Source organism: Congregibacter litoralis KT71, assembly GCF_000153125.2.
GTDB lineage: Bacteria > Pseudomonadota > Gammaproteobacteria > Pseudomonadales > Halieaceae > Congregibacter > Congregibacter litoralis.
In genome coordinates, this window is the sequence record NZ_CM002299.1 from 2,469,375 (window position 1) to 2,488,795 (window position 19,421).

Consider the following 19,421-nt stretch of genomic DNA (forward strand, 5'->3'; position numbering starts at 1 on the left):
GCTATTCGGTCAGCTGATCTTTGCGCTTGACCGGTGTGTCGGGCCGATAGACAGCGACGGCGCTGATTTCGACAGGGGGAACGCGCTGGAGGATTGGTGAATGCCACGGCGGATCCACGACGGTATCTATGAGGTCGAAATCACCGCTGTAGGTATCAGCTTCAAAAGCTGTTCCCGGGCGGTTATCGCGCTCCGTTGATACCGCCCTGTAGTCCGGGGTTGCACAGCTATCCTGAAGCTCATCGCAGCCTTCACAGTCCTGGTGGGCACAGGGCATCCTGGCGGAGGGCTCATCGCTTTCCAAGCCCATGTCCATACCCATGTCCATGCCCAAGTGATGATGGGACGTCTGGCTGGAATCGCTATTGTCGCTTGCCACACCACTCCACGCACAGGCGCAGGCGATGTTGGACAACATCAGCGCGACAGCAAGGAAGATGGTGGATAGCTTCGAAATTCTCATAACCTTTGCGAGCCTATACCCATAGGGAGTATCGGTCAACAAGCGAAAGCTCCCAGGAACACGATGGTCCCGGGCTCAGGATTTTGCTTTTGCCATCAGTTCAACAAGCTCGTTGAATTTTTTCCGCTGCTCCCTCGCGTCGCCGGACGCAATGGCACTCTCTACGCAAGTCGCTGAGTGGTCTTTGAGCACCGCGTCCTCGACCCTCGCCAGGGCCGATTTGATTGCGCGCATTTGCTGGAGGATGTCGATGCAGTAGCGCTCGTTTTCAATCATGCGAGAAATACCGCGAACCTGTCCTTCAATGCGGTTGAGCCGCTTAATGATCGCTTCTTTTTCCAAGTTCATACCCTTGACATATACCCCATACCCGTAGGTAGTCTAGCAGTCATGACTTCTTCAGAAAAGACAGGCCATAGGCCGGAAGACGACAACAGCCACAACAAGGCCACGCTTTACCGCATGGTCATGGACAAGCACACCTGCCCCTACGGGATTAAGTCCAAGGACCTCCTTGAGCGGCAGGGCTTTGCGGTGGAAGACCATCACCTGACATCGCGCGACAAAACCGATGCCTTTCTCGAGGAGCATGGCGTCAAGACAACGCCACAGTCCTGGATCAATGGCGAGCGCGTTGGGGGTTACGACGACCTGCGTGAGTACTTCGATCTTCCCGTGAGGTCTGAAAACGAAACCAGCTATCGACCGGTAATCGCGATTTTTGCCGTCGCTGCGGCGATGGCCCTCGCAACAAGCTGGTTTGCCTTCAGCAGCATCGTAACCCTGCGCGCGTTCGAATGGTTTGTTGCCATATCGATGTGCTTCCTTGCGATTCAGAAGCTTCAAGATGTCGAGAGCTTTTCCACCATGTTCCTGAACTACGATCTTCTGGCGCAGCACTGGGTGCGTTACGGCTATATCTATCCCTTCGCAGAAGCTCTGGCAGGAATATTAATGGTCTCCGGGGCTTTGGTGTGGGTCTCTTCCCCGATTGCGCTCTTTATAGGCAGCATTGGCGTCGTGTCCATTATTAAGGCCGTATACGTCGAGAAACGCGAGCTCAAATGCGCCTGTGTTGGCGGCAATAGCAATGTACCCCTCGGATTTGTATCGCTAACCGAGAGCTTAATGATGGTGGCCATGGGCGCGTGGATGGCAGTGAAAGGAGTGCTCTGACTCGATCATGCGTAAACGATGATCGCTAGGGGATGCGCGCTGTATGCAGGACCTGAGGCTCTTCATCATTAACGGGGGACACCGGGGCTCATTAAACTGAATTTGCGGAAACGGTTTAATGGAGAACACCCGATGTCCCACGCAGGATTAATACTAGGGCTTCCAGAGCTGGAGGTCGAACACGTCGATCGCAATGATGCGATCTCGGTCTACGCCAAACCCAAGAAGCGGCCCTGCTGCCTTCACTGCCAGCACCCGAGAGTGCGGATCAAAGCCACCTACCAGCGGACCCTAAAGCATACACGCCAAGGCAACCAGCTCATCACTCTGCATCTCAGAGCACCGAAGTATCACTGCCCGCGCTGCGGTCGCTATTTCCGCCATCGATTCAAAGGCGTACGGCCGCGCTATCGAGCCTCCGAGGCGTTTCGCCACGAGGTCTTCGAGACCCACGATGGCGGGGTCACCCAGGCCAAGCTCACACGCACCCATGGCATCAGCGCAGCCACTACTGAACGCTGGTACCACGGCCACTGTGAGCGACGCGTCTCGGAGATGTCGAACCGCCCCTGCCCCAAGGTCCTCGGGATTGATGAGCACTTCTTCACCCGCAAGCGCGGCTTCGCGACCACATTGGTCGACCTGCGGCGCCACAAAGTCTTCGATGTGCGCCTGGGACGCTCCCAGGCCAGCCTGGACAGCTATCTGCGCCGTTTGCCGGGCAAAGACAACGTCAAGCTCGTCGTCATGGACCTGTCCGAGACCTACCGCAACATCGCCCGTCAGTACTTTCCAGGTGCAGCGATCGTGGCTGATCGTTTCCATGTCATTCGCCTGGTCAACCAGCATTTCCTCAACGCCTGGAAAGACGTGCACCCCGAGGGCCGCAGGAATCGCGGTCTCCTGAGTCTCATGCGGCGCCATGCGTGGCACCTGAAGCCCGAGCAGCGCGCGAACCTACTACGGTACCTGGCAGATTATCCGGGACTCGCTGCGCTCTACGAGGCCAAGCAGCGGCTTAATGAGCTGCTATTACTCAAAAATCTCAGGAAGAAAACGGCGCAGAAAAAGCTGCCTGAGCTGCTGGAACTGATCGAGCAGCTACGTCACAGCCCGCTCAGGAGGTTGGCGAAAACCCTGACATCCTGGCTGGAACCCATCGTGATGATGTGGCGCGTCAGCAAGAGCAACGGACCCACGGAGGGCTTCCACAACAAGATGGAAATGATGACACGCAGAGCCTACGGGTTCAGAAACTTTGAGAACTATCGATTGAGAGTCATGACCCATTGTGGATGGGATGGCATCATCAACAGGGTTTAGTGAATATCGGTCGTTCCCCCCTTAAGCGGGAAGAGCCACCCACTGCGGGTGGGATGGCATCATCAATCGTGTTTAGTGAGAAACGGTCCATCCCCCGTTAATTGGGGAGAGCCGCCTGGGGTGCTAAATCATAAAAAATGGCGGAGCGGACGTCATCCATGACCCTTTATTTTATAAGACCTCAAGATAACAATTAGGGACTTACCCCCACTTACCCCACACCCTCGCTTGAGTGCTATCAGATAGTAGCTGCAGGTTGCAGCGGCGATCGGTACCCAATTCGAGAGCAGCCCCAAAGCCGAGCAGCGCCTGCACGTCAACAGTTTGAACTCATCAGAGCACATTAGATGTTTAGAGGCGCATTGGCCCGTGAAACCGAAGAAGCGAGGGGACAACCTTGTGCGAGCGACAGAGGTGGCTCAAGAGTTCGACATATCCCGTGTGAAATTATGGTGATGGGTGCGTGACGGGATGCTGCCTCGAGCTCACCGTATCAACAATCGTAGGTATTTATTCGAGGATAGCGCTGGAGGAGCTGAAGACGGCCGCACCAAAGTCATATACCCACCAATTCTCTGTGAACGCCTATCTGTAATGCGTCTCTCTTGCCGTTCAGAGCCAAAGTGATCCGCAGAACGCGCAGCAAAGGCGCCGTCAGAACTGAGAGCCACAGTCACCATAAAGACGTTGGCCTGAGGCCGTCTGCAAAGTGCACATCAACCTCAGCAAGAGCGAGTTGCATCCAGTCGGTTCTCAAGCGTCCATCCGCGACACAGTCTCCCGCCCGTAGGATATTTACGATGTCTTGCCCGGAAAAAAGTCGCACTGGATAACGATCGGATTCAATCTCTCTCTGTGTCTGTTCGGAATACCAAGAGGTCGCGAAGTACAGACCATATTGGCCACGCCCTAATCGTGCGACTAGACGCGACACCTGATCAGGAGTGATTGGAGTCTTGTAGCGTTTCGCCTCACCCAAAAACTCGATTTGATAATCGATAGGATATGGCATCTTGAACATACCGAAGAAATCAATGCCGTGGTCACCGGTGCGCCTAGTTCGCGTGATACGGTGCTCAAGGCCGGCCACGATGTCTGGAAGCTTTTCGATCAGCGCAACCGTAAACGCCTCGAATTCCGCAGGTGAAAGCGCCGCGACCTCGCTCAAGATGTTCTCGTCCTCGGAGTTTGCTACTGGAACTTGCTGCTGCTTGCTTCGTACTTTTGATGCCCAGACCTGCCGCCGCTCTATCTTCCCCTTGATGACTTTTCGCCAAACTTCGGGGGCGTAATTCTTGTCCGCTTCACGCATGTCGCCAGAAGTAACGCGTTCTCTCAACCACTTCGCAGAAACAGTCTCCGTATCCAGGATTGAAAGGAGAATGCGGAGGTTTTTTATCACCTTCCCTCCGTCCTCGAACCATGCATGCCGAACATCTGCCAAAGCGCAGAGCCCATTGAAAGTCAGCCATCCGGATTTCTGCTTTGAAAAGTGGAGGATCGGTGGCACTTCGTCGACGCGGCCCGCCAGCCGCAGCTCGCCGCGTTGGACAAAACGTTGTCCCGGTCTTCCAGCTTGCGTCCGGGGACAACCTGCTTGTGATCCACCCTTTCAGTACCTCCCGCAATGGCCGGTGCGTTGTTCAGCACCTCGGCGATAACCCGATTATCTGGCATTGATGGTACGCCATCACAGCGATAGCCGTCATTTTCACGTGACCGACACTCATTTGGTTGGTCGACCAACCAAATATACGATAGGATAGCGAACATCAAGTGCAACAACCTAGCAGTCGCCTATGCGCAACACCGGTGTTCAGCTCAATCTTACGCTCGCGCAAAGTCGCAGGGCGGTTTGGCCATGTTGACTGCGTCGCAGTTCATAGAACACGTCCCCCATAGCCGGGATCTGGGTATGGAGGTCGTCTCAGTAAAGGGAAAGCGTGTTTGTATGCGACTGACGCCAAAGCCGTGGATGCTTGCCGACGACGGAGGAGAGGAAATCTGTTCCAGCATCATGTATTCGCTGGCAGATTCGACCTGTGGGCTGGCGGTCTTCGCAGAGGTACAGAGATTGAGCCCTGTCGCCACGCTGGATTTGCGTCTGGATTACCTGCAGCCTGCCAACGGCAAACGGCCGTTGTTGGCGGTTGCCAGCTGCCGCCATCTGACGGACGACATCGCATTCATCGAATGCGAGATCCATTCCGAGGGTGAGGGCGAGCCCGTGGCAACGGGAAGCGCCACCTTCATGCGCAATACCCACGGCCCACGGTTCCAGGCAACTGGAGGCAAAAGGCCGGAAACATGAGCGATATGATCGATTCAGTGCAATCACGCCCCGACTTGAGCGAAGACCCGGGAAAAGGCTGCGCATGGCAGGCCCTTCTGGACCGCTTTCCGTACGCCCGGCACCTTGGACTGCAGGCTCAGCAACACGATGAGGGCATGGTGGTTGCCTTGCCTTATCGCGAGTCGTTCATTGGCAACTTTATGCTGCCAGCCCTGCATGGAGGCGTTCTTGGCGCGGTGATCGAGATCACCGCGCGGGCGGCTGCGCAAAACGCAGATGAAGATGCGCGTTGCACGCGCATTGTCGACAGCAACATCAATTATCTTCGTTCAGCGAGGGCAGTAACCACCTTCGCCAAGGCGAGTATTGTTCGCCAAGGCGGGCGTACCAGCCTGATAGAGGTCACTTGTTGGCAGGAGAACAAGAACCGACCCGTTACCAGCGGACGTGTTCAGTTGCTGTTCACAGCCACGGTGGCCACGTGACAATCCAGCCATTGAGGATGGGTACGACATGCCCGAACGCGACACATTTCAAGCCCCGGACGGCCAGGAAATAGCACTGTGGCGCTGGCCGCACGCGCAAGGCCGCCCCACCCTTCACTGGGCACATGCCACGGGATTCCACGGCCGCCTGTATCAACCCCTTCTTGACGCGCTTTCCACCGATATCAACGTCCTGGCGTGGGATATGCGGGGTCACGGGGCGAGTGCCAGTGCGGCGAAAAGCTCAGCATTACGAGGCTGGGAACCTTACTATCGGGACATGACCGCCCTGCTGGAAAGCTTTGATGAGCCGGTCTGGCTTGCCGGCCATTCCATTGGGGCTACCACCAGCGTCATGGCCGCAGCCAGGCGGCCAGACAACGTCCTGGGTCTCATTCTGGCGGAGCCCGTCATCATGGATCCCCGGCAGGGCCGGAAATTGTGGCTGAGCAAGTTGCTTCGCCAATCACACCGGATTCCTCTGGCCGCTGGCGCGGCGCGCCGGCGAGCGGTATTCGACTCACGGGACGATGCGCTGGACAGTTATCGCGGCCGCGGTGGCTTCAAGAGTTGGCCCGAAACATGGTTGGAAGCCTATGTTCGTCACGCCTTTGTATCTGACGGGGATCATGTGCGCCTGGCCTGTTCGCCAGAGTGGGAGAGCGCCACCTTCGCCCATACCGAACACAAACCCTGGTCCGGTATTCGCCAGTTGCAATGTGAAGTTGTTGCGCTCGCCGCAGAACAGGCGTCAACTTTCTCGCCAGCTGCGCGCGAGCGTTTCAGTGCCTTACTACCAGCCGCCGAAGTAACCGTCGTTGCCGGAACAACCCATTTCCTGCCTATGGAGCGCCCGGATGCGATTCGCGATACCGTGCGACAAAAAATGTCGATCACAGTCTGCGAATCGCAGTGAGTAGTCCTGGGGTGTGGGTGCCGTCCGTCGAGTTAGCAACACCCGCCTATTCGGTCATTTATGCCGTCCTGGTATTCATCATTAAGGCAGGAAACGTACGCTCGCCCTGCCTAAACCCTGGCCACTCCCGCAAAGTTGGGGTTTGCAGACTTTGGATCAATGTCATCAATGGCTCCGCGTGTCGGAATGACCGTTTCTCTCTTTCATCCATTATGGTGCTTTTTGCCATAACGATGGGCCTGATCGGCTGCACCAAAGGCGACCAGCAGGCCCCCGCGCGGGTACCACCGGTGGTACGCACAGTAATCGTGGCACCAGACGATCCGGAAGCGCTGCGCCTCTCGGCAGTGATCCGCGCCCGGGTCGAGGCACCGCTCACTTTCCCGCGTGCAGGGCGCATCGTCGCGCGGCACGTCGACGCCGGCGAGACTGTCTCGGCAGACCAGCTCCTGTTCAGCCTCGATGACCGCAGCGAACGCCTTGAGCTGGCACGCGCCGAGGCCGCGCTGGATGCGACGACCGCTGAGGCCGAGAATGCGGCGACCGAGCTTGCGCGCCAGCGTGACCTCATGGCCCGTGAGTTGACCAGCAGGCAGGCCCAGGACAGGGCGGCGCTGCTGGAAAGGGCAACCGCGGCGCGGCGCACCGTGGCCGAGAACGAACTGCGACTTGCGCGCCTGGGCCTCGGGGAAACGGAGCTACGCGCCCCCACCGCCGGTACCGTCATGCGCCTCGAGACCGAGGTCGGCGCCGTGCTGCGTCAGGAGGCACCGGCTCTGCTCTTCGCCGAGGACGGCCCGCGGGAGGCGGAGGTATTTCTCGGCAGCCCGGCGGCCCCGGCGATGGCGACCCTGTGGCACGGCGGTAAGGACATCACCGTCGAGCTTGGCGAGCGTGACGGGGTAGCTGATCCGACAAGCCGCGGCTGGCGCACGCGCTACCGCTTGCCGCCACACCTGCAGCTGCCCCTGGGCAGCGTCGCCAGCCTGTCTTTCGCCGGCGCCGGCGACGCCGCGACCTTCACCGTGCCCTTGGCCGCCGTCGACGAACGCGGCGAGGGGCCACAGCTTTGGCGGGTCGTGGATGGCCGCAGCGAGCCGACACCGGTAACCGTCGTCGCCGTGGACCGGGAGCAGGCGCGGGTACGCGGGGAGCTCCGCGCGGGCGATGCCGTCGTAGCCTTGGGAACGCATCTGCTGTCCCCGGGCATGAGGGTCAGGGAACGGCGGCAATGATGGGCGTCAACCTGTCTGCGCTGGCGGTCAGACAGCGTTCCGTCACCCGATTTTTCATTATCCTGGCCGCCCTCGGCGGCCTTAGCGCCTTCCTGTCCATGGGCCGCGCTGAAGACCCGGCCTTTGTGGTCCGCTCCCTGGTGGTGTCCGTGCTCTGGCCCGGCGCCAGCGCTGAAGAGGTGGACCAGCAACTGGTGCACCGGCTGGAAAAGCGCCTGCAGGAGGTAGCCTACCTGTACCGGCTGGAGACGGTGGCTCGCCCCGGGCGCGCCGACATCACCGTCGAGTTCGAGGACTTCACTCCGGCGGAGAAGATTCCCGAGCTGCAGTATCAGGTGCGCAAGCGTATGCTTGACGAGATGCCGCTGCTGCCGCAGGGCGTGGTCGGCCCGATCGTCAACGACGATTACTCGGACGTATTCTTCAGCCTGCTCGCCCTCACCGCCCCGGGACTGCCGCTGCGCGACCTGACCCGGGAGGTCGAGGCGATCCGCGATCGGCTGCGGCTGGTGCCCGGGGTGCACAAGGCGCTGATCCTGGGCGAGCGGCCGGAACGTATCTACGTTGACGTGGATAATGCTCTGCTGAACAACCTCGGGGTCTCCTCCCAGGCACTCATCGATGCCATAAACACGCACGTCCGCCTACTGCCTGCCGGCGAGCGCCAGGCCAGCGGCCCGTTGCTGCGCATGCGCGTGGGCGACAACCACGCGGAACTCGACAACCTTCGCTCCATCCCCGTACGCCTTGGCAACCACCTGATGCGCCTGGACCAGCTGGCCGAGGTCTACGCCGGCTACGAGGACCCGCCCGGCTACGTGGTGCGCGCCCAGGGCGAAGACGCTCTGCTGCTCGGCGTGGTCATGACGCAGGGCGCCAACGGCCTCGACCTCGGCGAGCGGCTGGACACCTTCCTCGCCGAGGAACGCGAACGGCTGCCTCTTGGCATGTCTCTCCTGCGCCACACCAATCAGGCGGAAGCCATCGCCGACGCTGTGAACCTGTTCCAGATCAAATTTCTGGTGGCAGTGCTCGTCGTGATGCTGGTCAGCTTCGCCGCTCTCGGTCTGCGTGCCGGCATCGTTGTCGGCATCAGCATCCCGCTGACCCTCGGAATCACCTTCCTGGCCATGAAACTGTCGGGGATCAACCTCGACCGTATCACACTCGGCGCCCTGATCATCGCCCTCGGGCTGCTAGTGGACGACGCCATCATCGCGATCGAGATTATGCTGGTGAAAATGGAGGCAGGAATGCCCCGGGTCGAGGCTGCGGCCCAGGCCTGGCACATCACAGCCGCGCCGATGCTCTTCGGCACGCTGGTTACAGTCTCGGGGTTCGTGCCGATTGGTTTCGCCCGTTCCAGCGTAGGCGAATACGCCGGCAATATCTTCTGGGTACTGGCATACGCCCTCATAATCTCCTGGCTGGTTGCGGTCACCTTCACACCCTACCTGGGCGTGCGTCTGCTGCGCGAGCCCGGCGGTACCGGGCACGGGGGCGATCCCTATGACACACCGCGCTACCGACGCCTGCGCGCCCTGGTTCGCGCCTGCGTCAGTCATCGCGTGCTTGTGGTGGCCGGCACAGTTCTCCTGCTGGTGCTCGCCGGGGTCGCCATGAACGGCTTCGTCCAGAAGCAGTTCTTCCCAGGTTCGGACCGCCTCGAGGTCATCGTGTCGCTTTGGCACCCCCAAGGCACCTCCATCGCTGAGACCGGGGAAACCGTGCGTGCCGTCGAGGCTCTGCTCGAGGCGCAACCGGGCGTAGTCAATCAAGTCAGCTATGTCGGTGCCGGCGCGCCGCGCTTCTTCATCTCCTCCAATCCGGAGCAGCCCTCCCCGGCCTTCGGCAAAGTGGTTGCCGTGGCCCGTGACAAGCGGGCCCGCGACGCGATCATGGCTGCGGTGCGCGAGCAGGTGACCGCCGGCGCCTTCGCACAGGCGCGGGTGCGTGTGTCGCGGCTGCTTTACGGACCGCCGGTGGTGTGGCCTCTGGCCTTCCGCATCGTCGGCCCCGACCCGGTCGTATTGCGGAACATCGGCCGTGAACTGGTGGTCCTCATGAACGCCAACCCGCACATCAAAGACCCTCACCTCGAGTGGGACGAACGCATCCCGATACAGCGGCTGATCTACGACGAGCACGCACTGGCCCGCTACGGCCTTACGCCGGCCTCAGTGGCCCGCTCCCTTCAGGTCAACCTCCACGGTGAAGCTGTCGGCGAGCTGCGCCAGGGAATCCGCACGGTCCCTATCTGGCTACGCGGCCGAGACCGCGGCGGGCTCGAACCGGGTGACGCATCGCGGCACGAGTTACGTGCGGCAGACGGTGGCAAGGTGTCGCTTGCGCAGATCGGCCGGCTGGCAGTGGAATACGAGGAGCCAGTGATCATGCGTTATAACCGCGAGCGCTTCCTGCCCGTCGTTGCGAACATCCGCAGCGGGCAGCCGAACAGCGTCACCGACGAGGTATGGGAGGCCGCCGCGGGACTTCGCGAAGAGCTGCCTCCCGGCTACCGGATAGATATCGGCGGCTCGGTGGAGAAATCAGGCAAGGCGAACGCCTCCCTATCGGCCCTCCAGCCGGTGATGGTCGCTCTCATGCTGATCTTCGTGATGCTGCAGATGCGCAGCTTCCGCGGCACCTTCATGGTGGTGGCAACGGCGCCCCTGGGGCTGATCGGGGCCGTCGCGGCACTGCTCCTGTTCAACCAGCCCTTCGGCTTCGTGGCGCTTCTCGGGCTCATCGGCCTCGCCGGGATCCTCATGCGCAACACGCTGATCCTGGCGCAGCAGGTGGAAGACAACCGCGCCGACGGCATGGACGGCGCCGAGGCGGTCATCGAGGCCACGGTGCGCCGGGCGCGGCCAGTCATCCTGACGGCACTGGCAGCAGTCTTCGCCTTCGTCCCCCTGACTCTCGACGGCTTCTGGGGTCCAATGGCCTATGTGCTCATCGGCGGTCTGGCCGTGGGCACGGCGATCACCCTCCTGTTCGTGCCGGCGCTCTATGCGCTCTGGTATCGCCTGCCGCCGCTGGCTCGGTGACGGGCCGCCTGAGGTATTCCGCATTTTTGGCTGCCAATGTTCGGCTGGGCTGTAGATCATGCAGTGAGATCCGGATCAGCTTTTGACGACGCAATGGCTTTTAGACAGGTGAGGAAGTCATCGGGCAACTTTGTCCAAAAACGGCGGGAGACAAGCCGATCTGGGCGAACCTCACGAATAGTTAAGTTGAGGTATTCACATGACGCCGCTTAGGTCGCGCGCTGACGCATTGCTACCAACACGCCCGGCACTTGTTCGATCCGAGACTCCATGTCTGATGACATATCGCTACCGCCCCAACCGCGATCCGGTAGCCGGCGCCATGCAGCTCACGTCTCGGTCACCATCGAAAGAACCAAAGAGGCCGAGCATGTCGGTTGACGGCGTGACACTAGGCAACAACTGAATCACATCCGAGGAATGCGGCCCACTCATTCATCATCTCTCGCCGCTGCTCCATAAGGTCGGCGCGAAAATAGGCCGCCTGAACTTTGTCGGTAAGTTGATGCGCTAGCGCCACCTCGGCCATGCGTTCGGGGTAGCGTGTCTTCTCACCCACCCAGTCACGAAAGGTGCTTCGAAGGCCGTGGACACTCGTTCGTTCCAGCCAGTCCGTACGCTTCAGCACATTCGTCATGGCCATATTGCTCAGGCATTTACCGCGCTTTTGTCCGGGGAAGACCCAGTCTCCCCTCTCGCCCTGATGAACTGACTGGGTCTTCAGCACGGCAACGGCTGCATCACAGAGCGGTATGCGGTGCTCCTTGCCCGCTTTCATGCGCACAGCGGGAATACGCCATTCCTTCCGATCAAGGTCGATTTCCGACCAGGTCGCTTCCAGGGTTTCACTGGTCCGGGTCGCACACAGTAGTGTCAGCAGAAGAGCGCGACCCGCGGCGGTATCGACATCCGTGAGTTTCGCCGCGAGCTCGGGGGCCTCTAGATATGGCAGCGCCCGCTGGTGCTCCACGCGGTGAACCTTGCCGGGCCTGGGCAGCACGTTGTCGAGGTGCCCCCGCCAGCGAGCAGGATTATCACCCTCACGATGGCCCTTTGTCGTCGCGTAGTCCAGAACGCGTTCGATGCGGCCCTGCAACCGTTTCGCGGTTTCGGTCTTCTCGGTCCAGATGGGGGTGAGCACCTGCAGCACCTGATCCGTGGTGACTTCACCTACGGGCACGACACCCAATATCGGAAAGGCATACGTCTTCAGCGTATTGCGCCACTGCTGCCCGTGCTTCCGGTTCGTCCAACCCGCCGCGTTGTTGTCGATAAACTCATCGGCGACGCGCAGGAAGGTCATGGCGGCACGCTCTCGCTCTGCCGTTTCAGCAGCCATCTGCGCGCGTAGCTGGGCCCTCTGACGATCGCGGACCTCAAGCGGGTCGTGGCCTTGCTGGCGCTGATCCCGCGCTGCGTCTCGGCGCATCCGCGCCTTGGCCAAACTCACCGCCGGATAGCCGCCTAACCCAAGCTCTCGCCGACGCCCTTCATGTTGGTAGCGATAGATCCAGTTTTTGCTGCCGCCTCTGGCAACCAGGAGGTACAGTCCTTCAGCATCCAGATGTCGCCCGCGACGGGTGATGCGGTCACAGTCTGCCGGTGTCAGCGCCACGCTCTTACCCCCCATTTACCCCCCACTCCAAACGAAGCGTAGCGCAACGGGATGAAACAGTCGAGGTGAGATGTCGCGTGTTTTGAGGCTTTACTAGCAGGTAATTGCGCTATTTCAGCGTGTTGCGCAATGTTTCACTACAATACAAAAAGGTGGCGGAGCGGACGGGACTCGAACCCGCGACCCCCGGCGTGACAGGCCGGTATTCTAACCAACTGAACTACCGCTCCAGGGTAGACAACGCGCAATCCACGATCCTCATTTCGGTCAGGAAATGCAGCCGGTAAAGGCCAGAGGCAACGTGGTGGGTGATGACGGGATCGAACCGCCGACCCTCTGCTTGTAAGGCAGATGCTCTCCCAGCTGAGCTAATCACCCGCGTTGGAGGGGCGCATTATAGAGCCTTGCCTTTGCCTGTCAACGGATTTTACCAGGGCTGAGTAAAATCCCGATCGGCACCTCGATCCCGGCGATTTTCCGCTACGTCCCTCCGGTTTTCCCTTCGATCCATACGGTCCTCCGCAAGGTCACGAGGACCCACGGTGACAGCACGATCCCGTCTATCCTCGCGGCGATCTGCACGATCTTCAAGCCGATCTATACGGTCCTCAAATCGATCTCCTTTGCTTCCCTGCTCCCAGGCACCACTGTTTTCTGCAGCCCCCAAACGTTTATCGAGACGTCCGAGTCGATCAGCTGGCCCTGCGAGGACTGCACCAGAAGTCAGTACACTGACTACGAGCACTAGAAGTTTTTTCATTGTCTATCTTCCTTATACGCACCAAACCGCACTTACCTCTACGCCGGATCTTCCGTAATCCGTCGCAAGAACTGGTCCTTGGAAAAATTGCCGCTTCAAAGTCTTTCTATTGAACACGCATACATCGAAAATAGAGCGCTTTATTTGGGAGAGCAGTAATGGAGATCTTTAAGGACTTCCACTTCGAGGCAGCACATCGGCTGCCGCAGGTGCCGCCGGGCCACAAGTGTGAGCGCCTGCACGGGCATTCCTTTCAGCTGCGCGTCTATGTAGAGGGTGAGCCCGGCGCGACAAGCGGATGGATCATGGACTTCGGTGACATCAAAGCAGCCTGCAAGCCGGTCATCGAACAACTCGACCACTATTATCTGAATGACATTGAGGGACTGGAAAATCCCACAAGCGAAAACCTTTGTCGCTGGATATGGGATCGCGTGCTCCCCGCCTTACCAGAGCTATCGGCGATTGAGATTCGCGAAACCTGCACCTCAGGCTGTATCTACCGAGGAAACCGCAGCGCTGTGTGACAGCGGGGTGACCGTAACGTTACATAAGCCTTGCGTGTTACCGCCAAAAAGGTTACCGGCCGTAGCACTTGAGAATTGTTATGCACAGCGTTGGGGCGGCACCGCAAACAATCGAAGTTACGCAGCATCGCGCAGCATTACTCTGAATAAATGCCTTCAAGCCTTTGATTTTAAACTATATTATAGACTTGCTCGATTTTTAACCAAGGTAACAAAAGAGCCGTAACATAAAGGATTACGGGCATGCTAAACAAATTGTGCACTGCTTTATCCACAGGTTTTGTGGACAACCCGGACAAAATCGATGATTGGCGCTAAGTTTTCCCAGAACGGGTCTAAGGTCACAACCCTGTCACAGACATCGACGGCATCACAGACAGCGACGCAGAGCAAAGTCGCTCCATGACGTTCTGGGTGTGGCTCAGTCTCTCCGGTCTATGTCTGGCCGGTGCCGCCTCCCCCGGTCCGAGCCTGGCCGTGGTGATCAGCGCGAGTCTCGGTGGCGGAAGAGCCAGGGGCCTCGCGGCTGCCTGGGCTCATGCCCTCGGCGTAGGGCTGTATGCCGCACTCACCGTGTTCGGACTGAGCGCAATCATAGCCACCAGTGACCGCCTGTTTGTTGCCCTGCAAACCCTTGGCGCCCTCTACCTGCTCTGGCTTGCCCTCGGACTGTGGCGCAGTGCCGACGCAGCGCCAACGCAGGAAGATGGCACCGCCGGCGCCCGCACCGCGGCTCGTGATGGCTTTGCCATCGCTTTTCTCAACCCGAAACTCGCGGTGTTCATGCTCGCCCTGTTCAGCCAGTTCGTGCATCCCGAAGCCAGCGGGGCAACCCAGGCGGCTATGGTTCTCACTGCGTTCTTTGTTGATGGCTTGTGGTACACGGTAATTACACTGGCGGTTACGCGGGAAAACTGGGTCCGCAGGCTTCGCAGCCACGCTGGCACAATCGACCGTATCTTTGCGGTTCTCCTGACACTGGTGGCAATAGCCATTCTTGCGCGGGTGATTATCGAGCTGTAATCCACCCAAGGCAGAGCATAGCGAAGGCGCAACAGAGAAGTCCTTTCGGGAGACCTCGGGGGCTAAGCTCAGGGGCTAAGCTCAGGGGCTACGGGACCACGCACAGGGGTCAGTGAAGCGTGGGCGACTCTGCTACCAGCACAGCCTGCAAACGAGGCCCGAGCATAATGATGTGGCCGACCTCGCGACCCACACCGTCGCGACTGTATTCAAAGCGATATTGGCGCCAGATCCGCCACATACCTTTGCCGTCACGACTGAGAGAGGTACGGGAAAGCGCCACGGACTGATCCAGCATTTGCACGTCTGCCAGCTCCGATGACCGTTTTGCCGCCGCCACCGCAAGCTCCCGCACCCGGGTGCCGCTAAAGAAGTACCAGGCGAGACCGCCAAACACCCCTACAAACACCAGATCCCAGATAGTCAGTGTCATCGCCGATTGTCCCGTTGCGAGCTTTTTCTGCGTCGTAAAAAGTCCAACACCGCTGCGTTAAATTCCGTCGGCTTCTCTGCATGCAGCCAGTGTCCCGTATCGGCGATCCCTGCAAACTCCGCCCCGGGGAACAGCCCCAGCGCCGCTGCCATACCCGCTTCATCAACGTAGCTTGAATTCTGACCGTAAACAAACAGCGCAGGTACGGGGGATGGCGCTCCCCTGGGCGGAGCGCGAAACGCCGCATAATTCTCCCGCAGGGCCTCCACATTGAAGCGCCAGACATACACCCCCGCTTCATTGCGGTGCAAACTCAGAGAAAGAAAGGGAATCAGAGCAGGTTCTTTAAGCAGTTTGCCCATGATTTCTCCTGCCTGCGCTCGCGAGGTGGGCTGTGCAGACTCCACCGCGCCAAGGGCCGCAAACACCGCATCATGGGACGAGGGATAAACCACCGGTGCGATATCGGCAACAACGAGCGCCGACACTGCCCGGGGATGGGTCAAGGCCAGCTGCATGGCCACCTTGCCTCCCAGGGAGTGCCCGACCAGCGCCGCGGCACCCAGATCCTTACTTTGAATATAGCTTCCAACACTGGCTGCAAGATCATCGAGACTGCTGCGTGCCTGCCAGGGCGACCGCCCGTGGTTGGGAAGATCCAGCTGATGCACTTCGAACTCCGGCGCCAGCGCCCGGGCAAGGCCGCCCAGATTACTGCCCATGCCAAAAAGACCGTGAAGCAAGACCACGGGAGTACCTTCTCCTCTTACGGAAGCGTGCAAGTTAGCCGTCGATGACGCATCGCTCCCGGACGCTTCTTCGTTCTCTGCCAAGTTTGTTACCATGCGCGCCTCTTGAACATTCACCCCGACATGTTACCTAAGACTATGCCAAAAAAGCTGATATTCCTTACCTTAACAACGCTCTCAACACTCGCATTCATCACCGCTTGTGCCACGGGCGGCGGCTACAACCCCACGGTGTTTCCCTTTGAAATAGAAAGCGATCAGCTGGCGGCCTCGCCGATAAAAACCGTGGTCATTCCTCATGTGAATCTGGGCATTCCATCGCGAAACCACCTTGAGGATGTGGCTCCCCGCGTCGACGCGCGCATCAGCAGCTACCTCAAGGCCAATGGCTACAAAGTGCTGCCCCAACGGCAGTTCAAGCAACACTGGAATACCGCCGTACGTGCCTTCGGAGACCCCGTGGACCCCACAACGGGCCGAGTCAATATGAAGACCTTTTCCCAGATTATGCAAAGCGTCCGCGACCGCTTTACCGAGACCACGGAGCTGGACGCATTCGTCTTCACGGATCTTGTGGAACTGGAAGTGCCCTTTAACATCGGTCTGAAGCACTTGGGCCGCTGGGATGGCGTGTCGCGGCGCCCTTCCATGCAAGGCCCGGGCACCGGGGTGAGCGCAGAGTTTGACTGGTCCATGCCCGCTGCCGTAGCGTCGTTGCAGGTCACTATTTTTGATACGGAACTCAAGCGCGTGTTTGTCAGCCGTGGCGGCCTTGATGCGACGGATGCGATCGATGCCCGTTCGTCGACAGGTCGCTACATCCGACGACGCGCCATTCTCGAAAACAATAGCTTTGTTGATGAGGGCATAGCGCTGGCGCTACACCCCTTTATCGAAATGGATAAGTATCCGGGCAACCCCTGAGATGGAGTTGGTAAGCCCTCTCTAAAGCTCCCCAAGCCTTTCCATGCTTCTTTAAGACGGGGCGCCCTGCCCCGCACTCATATCAGTTGTCATAATTCGCGGCCCGCTTTTCCATTTGGGCGGCGAGCCCCTCCTCCAGATCCTGGGCGCTGAGCATGCCGGCGTTCCATGTGGCGATGTAGTTCAGCCCCTCCTGGACGCTGTGATCCCGGCTGTACTGGAGCATTTCTTTACTACCTCGCACGGCCAGGGGCGCTTTAGTTGCGATCATCGCGGCAATCTCCCGAACGCCCGCTAAAAGCGCGTCACGATCGGCAAACACTTTGTTTACCAGGCCGATCTGCTGCGCCTCATCGGCGGTCACGTTTCTACCCGTATAGGCAAGCTCGCAGGCAACGCCATAGGGAATGATCTTCGGGAGGCGCTGCAAGGTACCCACATCGGCGGTCATACCGATATCGATTTCACGAATGGAGAACCATGCATCCTCGGAGGCATAGCGCATATCCGCGCAGGTCACCATATCCATCGCGCCACCAATACAGGTGTTGTGAATCGCCGCCAGCACGGGCTTACGACACTTTTCCATAGCGGACAGGTTATCCTGCATCCCAAGAATATTGCGACGCAGGGCCTCGGCGCGGCGCGCGCGATCTTCGTGCTGCCCCTGCACTTCCATCAGCATTTTGAGATCGATACCCGCGCAAAAGTGCTTGCCGTGAGCAGCGAGAATTACCGCACGCACCATGGGTTCACTGTCCAACCATTCAAAACAGGCCTGAAGCTCTCTCCACATGGTGGTATTCATGGAGTTTGCCTTGTCGCCACGGTTCAAAAACACCTCAGCGACGTGATCGTTGACCGTGAGCTCCAAAGTTTCAAAGGTAGGTTGCGTTATCTGTTCCTGCTGCATGTCTGCTTCCTGCGTTATCAAAAGTTGGTATTTTTCATAGGTTTTGTGGGCGTCACTCGAGAATCGCCGCTACCAGGCGCGGTGAAATTCTTCGCTCACCATAGTGGGCACGGGTTTGGCGTTGCAGTCGGGTCGGCCAACATAAATAAATCCGACAAACTCCTCGTTATCCGCGCCCCCAAGGTCGCGGAGTAACTGCTTGTCCTCGGCGACAGCGCCCGTGCGCCAAATCGCGCCATAGTTCAGCGCCTCTGCCGCGAGAATCAGACTGAAAGCTGCACAACCCGCCGAAATGCGCTGCTCCCAGGCAGGCACCTTGGGATGCTCCTTCAGAGACACCAGAACGGCGATAACCAGGGGCGCACGAAGCGGCGCGTTACGTGCTTTTTCCTGGGCAGCGTCATCCGCATCGGGATCCCGTCGCAACAGGGATGCGCGGAGCAACTCGCCGAAGTCCTTGCGTCGATCGCCTTGAATACTGATAAACCGCCAGGGCCGCAGCCGGGCATGGTCGGGGCTCCGCAGGGCGCATTGGAGCATTTGTTCGAGCTCCGCAGCATCGGGCCCCGGACCCGTAAGTTTGGGCATGGAATTGCGCTGCTGGAGAAAGCTCAGGCCGTTAAATACCGTCGCCATGAATTACCTGTCGATCAAAGTGAAAGTCCATGATAACAGCGATATTCCGAGCATTTACAGGCGATGCCTAGAGAAGCTCTTGAGGCGGCACTCCCGCGTAGATGTTCATGAACCCACGATCATCCGCAACCGCGTCCACATTGTCTGACCATTGGCACAGCGCTGCAGCGTCCGAAGCGACGAGGCGGTGCTCCACATGATCGACGATCCAGAGCGGCAGGCCCAGCGCCGCGATCAGGGTGACGAGCACTCTGCCACTGCTACCGGCCAAGCGCAGGGAGTAAGGGGTCAGCTCTACCAGCATGCGCAAATTGTCAGCGCTTTTGTGTAAAAGCGGCAGCAGACCCTGCATCACCGCCTGCTCACTGCCCTGGGTATCCACCTTAAGAAGATCAATGCGGTCGATGCGCGGTGACAACAGCCCGGCACCGTGACGAACGGTGATCATTTCCTGCGAACGGGGTCCGTCACCGGCATAGATCTGATGATCACCCCGGTTGTCTTCGTTGCGATAGAGGGCGCATTGCCCGTCGTCGTCACCCAGGGCAATGGGAACAATCTCAACATCCCGTTCACACCGGTTCCATCGAAGGTTTTTCTGGAGAAGCAGGACATTGTCCGCGGCAGGCTCAAAGGCGAATATGCGGGACGCTATCGCTGGGTTAAGCGCACTGAGAATACTGAAGTAACCCAGGTTCGCGCCCACATCGACCACGATATCGCCGGGACGTTGGGAGGCGATCCAGAGCCGGGTTTCAAACGGCTCCCAGGCGCCTTCATCGTGAAGCTTTCGCGATACCAGGTCACCCTTGGGGTTATGAGTCCTCAAGGTGATCGTTTGCTGCAACCCGTTGACGGGATGCAGCGTGACTCGATGGTTCAAATCAACCCCGACTGTAC

Annotated in this window: 21 protein-coding genes and 2 tRNA genes; 10 read left to right on the forward strand and 13 right to left on the reverse strand. The window is 59.2% G+C overall.

Annotated elements, in window-relative coordinates; all coding sequences use genetic code 11:
* Position 1 precedes the first annotated feature (1 nt).
* On the reverse strand, positions 2-463 hold the full coding sequence (locus KT71_RS11265) for a hypothetical protein (protein WP_008295274.1): 462 nt from the start codon (positions 461-463) through the stop codon (positions 2-4).
* A gap of 75 nt (positions 464-538) precedes the next feature.
* Positions 539-811, reverse strand: a complete 273-nt coding sequence (locus tag KT71_RS11270) for a metal-sensitive transcriptional regulator (protein WP_008295273.1) — start codon at positions 809-811, stop codon at positions 539-541.
* A 114-nt stretch (positions 812-925) separates the two neighbouring features.
* Between KT71_RS11270 and KT71_RS11275 the strand changes: the two genes are divergently transcribed.
* Positions 926-1,639, forward strand: a complete 714-nt coding sequence (locus tag KT71_RS11275) for a MauE/DoxX family redox-associated membrane protein (protein WP_008295272.1) — start codon at positions 926-928, stop codon at positions 1,637-1,639.
* Positions 1,640-1,771: 132 nt separating this feature from the next.
* The gene (locus KT71_RS11280) at positions 1,772-2,962 is read left to right on the forward strand and encodes an ISL3 family transposase (protein ID WP_023659639.1); all 1,191 of its coding nucleotides are present in this window, start codon (positions 1,772-1,774) and stop codon (positions 2,960-2,962) included.
* Positions 2,963-3,635: 673 nt separating this feature from the next.
* On the opposite strand, the gene KT71_RS11285 is transcribed toward KT71_RS11280, so the two are convergent.
* Positions 3,636-4,472, reverse strand: coding sequence for a restriction endonuclease (locus KT71_RS11285; RefSeq protein WP_008295270.1), 837 nt, complete (start codon positions 4,470-4,472; stop codon positions 3,636-3,638).
* Positions 4,427-4,639 carry a hypothetical protein gene (locus tag KT71_RS11290; RefSeq protein WP_008295269.1) on the reverse strand — a complete coding sequence of 71 codons (213 nt, stop codon included), beginning with the start codon at positions 4,637-4,639 and terminating at the stop codon, positions 4,427-4,429. The genes KT71_RS11285 and KT71_RS11290 overlap by 46 nt, the downstream gene beginning before the upstream one ends.
* A gap of 184 nt (positions 4,640-4,823) precedes the next feature.
* Here KT71_RS11290 and KT71_RS11295 point away from each other — a divergent pair, with 184 nt between their 5' ends.
* The 5 genes from KT71_RS11295 to KT71_RS11315 all read left to right on the forward strand — a co-directional run bounded on the left by KT71_RS11295 (position 4,824) and on the right by KT71_RS11315 (position 10,941).
* Positions 4,824-5,273 (forward strand): PaaI family thioesterase, encoded by a 450-nt coding sequence (locus KT71_RS11295; RefSeq protein WP_008295268.1) that lies wholly within the window; start codon positions 4,824-4,826, stop codon positions 5,271-5,273.
* The gene (locus tag KT71_RS11300) at positions 5,270-5,740 is read left to right on the forward strand and encodes a PaaI family thioesterase (protein ID WP_008295267.1); all 471 of its coding nucleotides are present in this window, start codon (positions 5,270-5,272) and stop codon (positions 5,738-5,740) included. Before KT71_RS11295 ends, KT71_RS11300 begins: the two co-directional genes overlap by 4 nt.
* A gap of 28 nt (positions 5,741-5,768) precedes the next feature.
* The gene (locus tag KT71_RS11305; RefSeq protein ID WP_008295266.1) at positions 5,769-6,656 is read left to right on the forward strand and encodes an alpha/beta fold hydrolase; all 888 of its coding nucleotides are present in this window, start codon (positions 5,769-5,771) and stop codon (positions 6,654-6,656) included.
* 212 nt (positions 6,657-6,868) lie between these two features.
* Positions 6,869-7,891 carry an efflux RND transporter periplasmic adaptor subunit gene (locus KT71_RS11310; RefSeq protein ID WP_008295265.1) on the forward strand — a complete coding sequence of 341 codons (1,023 nt, stop codon included), beginning with the start codon at positions 6,869-6,871 and terminating at the stop codon, positions 7,889-7,891.
* Positions 7,888-10,941, forward strand: coding sequence for an efflux RND transporter permease subunit (locus KT71_RS11315; RefSeq protein WP_008295264.1), 3,054 nt, complete (start codon positions 7,888-7,890; stop codon positions 10,939-10,941). Before KT71_RS11310 ends, KT71_RS11315 begins: the two co-directional genes overlap by 4 nt.
* A gap of 391 nt (positions 10,942-11,332) precedes the next feature.
* Here KT71_RS11315 and KT71_RS11320 read toward each other — a convergent pair whose 3' ends face one another.
* From KT71_RS11320 to KT71_RS11335, 4 genes are all read right to left on the reverse strand, one after another.
* Positions 11,333-12,571, reverse strand: a complete 1,239-nt coding sequence (locus KT71_RS11320; RefSeq protein WP_008295263.1) for a tyrosine-type recombinase/integrase — start codon at positions 12,569-12,571, stop codon at positions 11,333-11,335.
* Positions 12,572-12,709: 138 nt separating this feature from the next.
* Positions 12,710-12,786: transfer RNA gene (locus KT71_RS11325), tRNA-Asp, on the reverse strand.
* Positions 12,787-12,858: 72 nt separating this feature from the next.
* Positions 12,859-12,934: transfer RNA gene (locus KT71_RS11330), tRNA-Val, on the reverse strand.
* Between the two features lie 49 nt (positions 12,935-12,983).
* The gene (locus tag KT71_RS11335; protein ID WP_008295262.1) at positions 12,984-13,316 is read right to left on the reverse strand and encodes a hypothetical protein; all 333 of its coding nucleotides are present in this window, start codon (positions 13,314-13,316) and stop codon (positions 12,984-12,986) included.
* A 158-nt stretch (positions 13,317-13,474) separates the two neighbouring features.
* Between KT71_RS11335 and queD the strand changes: the two genes are divergently transcribed.
* The gene (gene queD / locus KT71_RS11340) at positions 13,475-13,843 is read left to right on the forward strand and encodes a 6-carboxytetrahydropterin synthase QueD (protein ID WP_008295261.1); all 369 of its coding nucleotides are present in this window, start codon (positions 13,475-13,477) and stop codon (positions 13,841-13,843) included.
* A gap of 402 nt (positions 13,844-14,245) precedes the next feature.
* Positions 14,246-14,866, forward strand: a complete 621-nt coding sequence (locus KT71_RS11345; protein WP_008295260.1) for a LysE family translocator — start codon at positions 14,246-14,248, stop codon at positions 14,864-14,866.
* A 109-nt stretch (positions 14,867-14,975) separates the two neighbouring features.
* Here the strand turns inward: KT71_RS11345 and KT71_RS11350 are convergent, their stop codons facing one another.
* Together KT71_RS11350 and KT71_RS11355 are read right to left on the reverse strand one after the other, a co-directional pair.
* Positions 14,976-15,299 (reverse strand): DUF3301 domain-containing protein, encoded by a 324-nt coding sequence (locus KT71_RS11350; protein ID WP_008295259.1) that lies wholly within the window; start codon positions 15,297-15,299, stop codon positions 14,976-14,978.
* Entirely contained in the window at positions 15,296-16,144 is an 849-nt protein-coding gene (locus tag KT71_RS11355; RefSeq protein WP_023659642.1) for an alpha/beta fold hydrolase, read from the reverse strand. The genes KT71_RS11350 and KT71_RS11355 overlap by 4 nt, the downstream gene beginning before the upstream one ends.
* 42 nt (positions 16,145-16,186) lie before the next feature.
* On the opposite strand from KT71_RS11355, the gene KT71_RS11360 reads away from it, so the two are divergent.
* Complete coding sequence (locus KT71_RS11360; RefSeq protein ID WP_008295257.1) at positions 16,187-16,972, forward strand: hypothetical protein; 786 nt, start codon at positions 16,187-16,189, stop codon at positions 16,970-16,972.
* A gap of 82 nt (positions 16,973-17,054) precedes the next feature.
* Here the strand turns inward: KT71_RS11360 and KT71_RS11365 are convergent, their stop codons facing one another.
* The 3 genes from KT71_RS11365 to KT71_RS11375 form a co-directional block, all read right to left on the reverse strand.
* Complete coding sequence (locus KT71_RS11365) at positions 17,055-17,885, reverse strand: crotonase/enoyl-CoA hydratase family protein (protein ID WP_008295256.1); 831 nt, start codon at positions 17,883-17,885, stop codon at positions 17,055-17,057.
* Positions 17,886-17,954: 69 nt separating this feature from the next.
* Positions 17,955-18,521 (reverse strand): nitroreductase family protein, encoded by a 567-nt coding sequence (locus KT71_RS11370; protein ID WP_008295255.1) that lies wholly within the window; start codon positions 18,519-18,521, stop codon positions 17,955-17,957.
* Between the two features lie 67 nt (positions 18,522-18,588).
* On the reverse strand, positions 18,589-19,350 hold the full coding sequence (locus tag KT71_RS11375; protein WP_202962350.1) for an FkbM family methyltransferase: 762 nt from the start codon (positions 19,348-19,350) through the stop codon (positions 18,589-18,591).
* Positions 19,351-19,421: the final 71 nt, after the last annotated feature.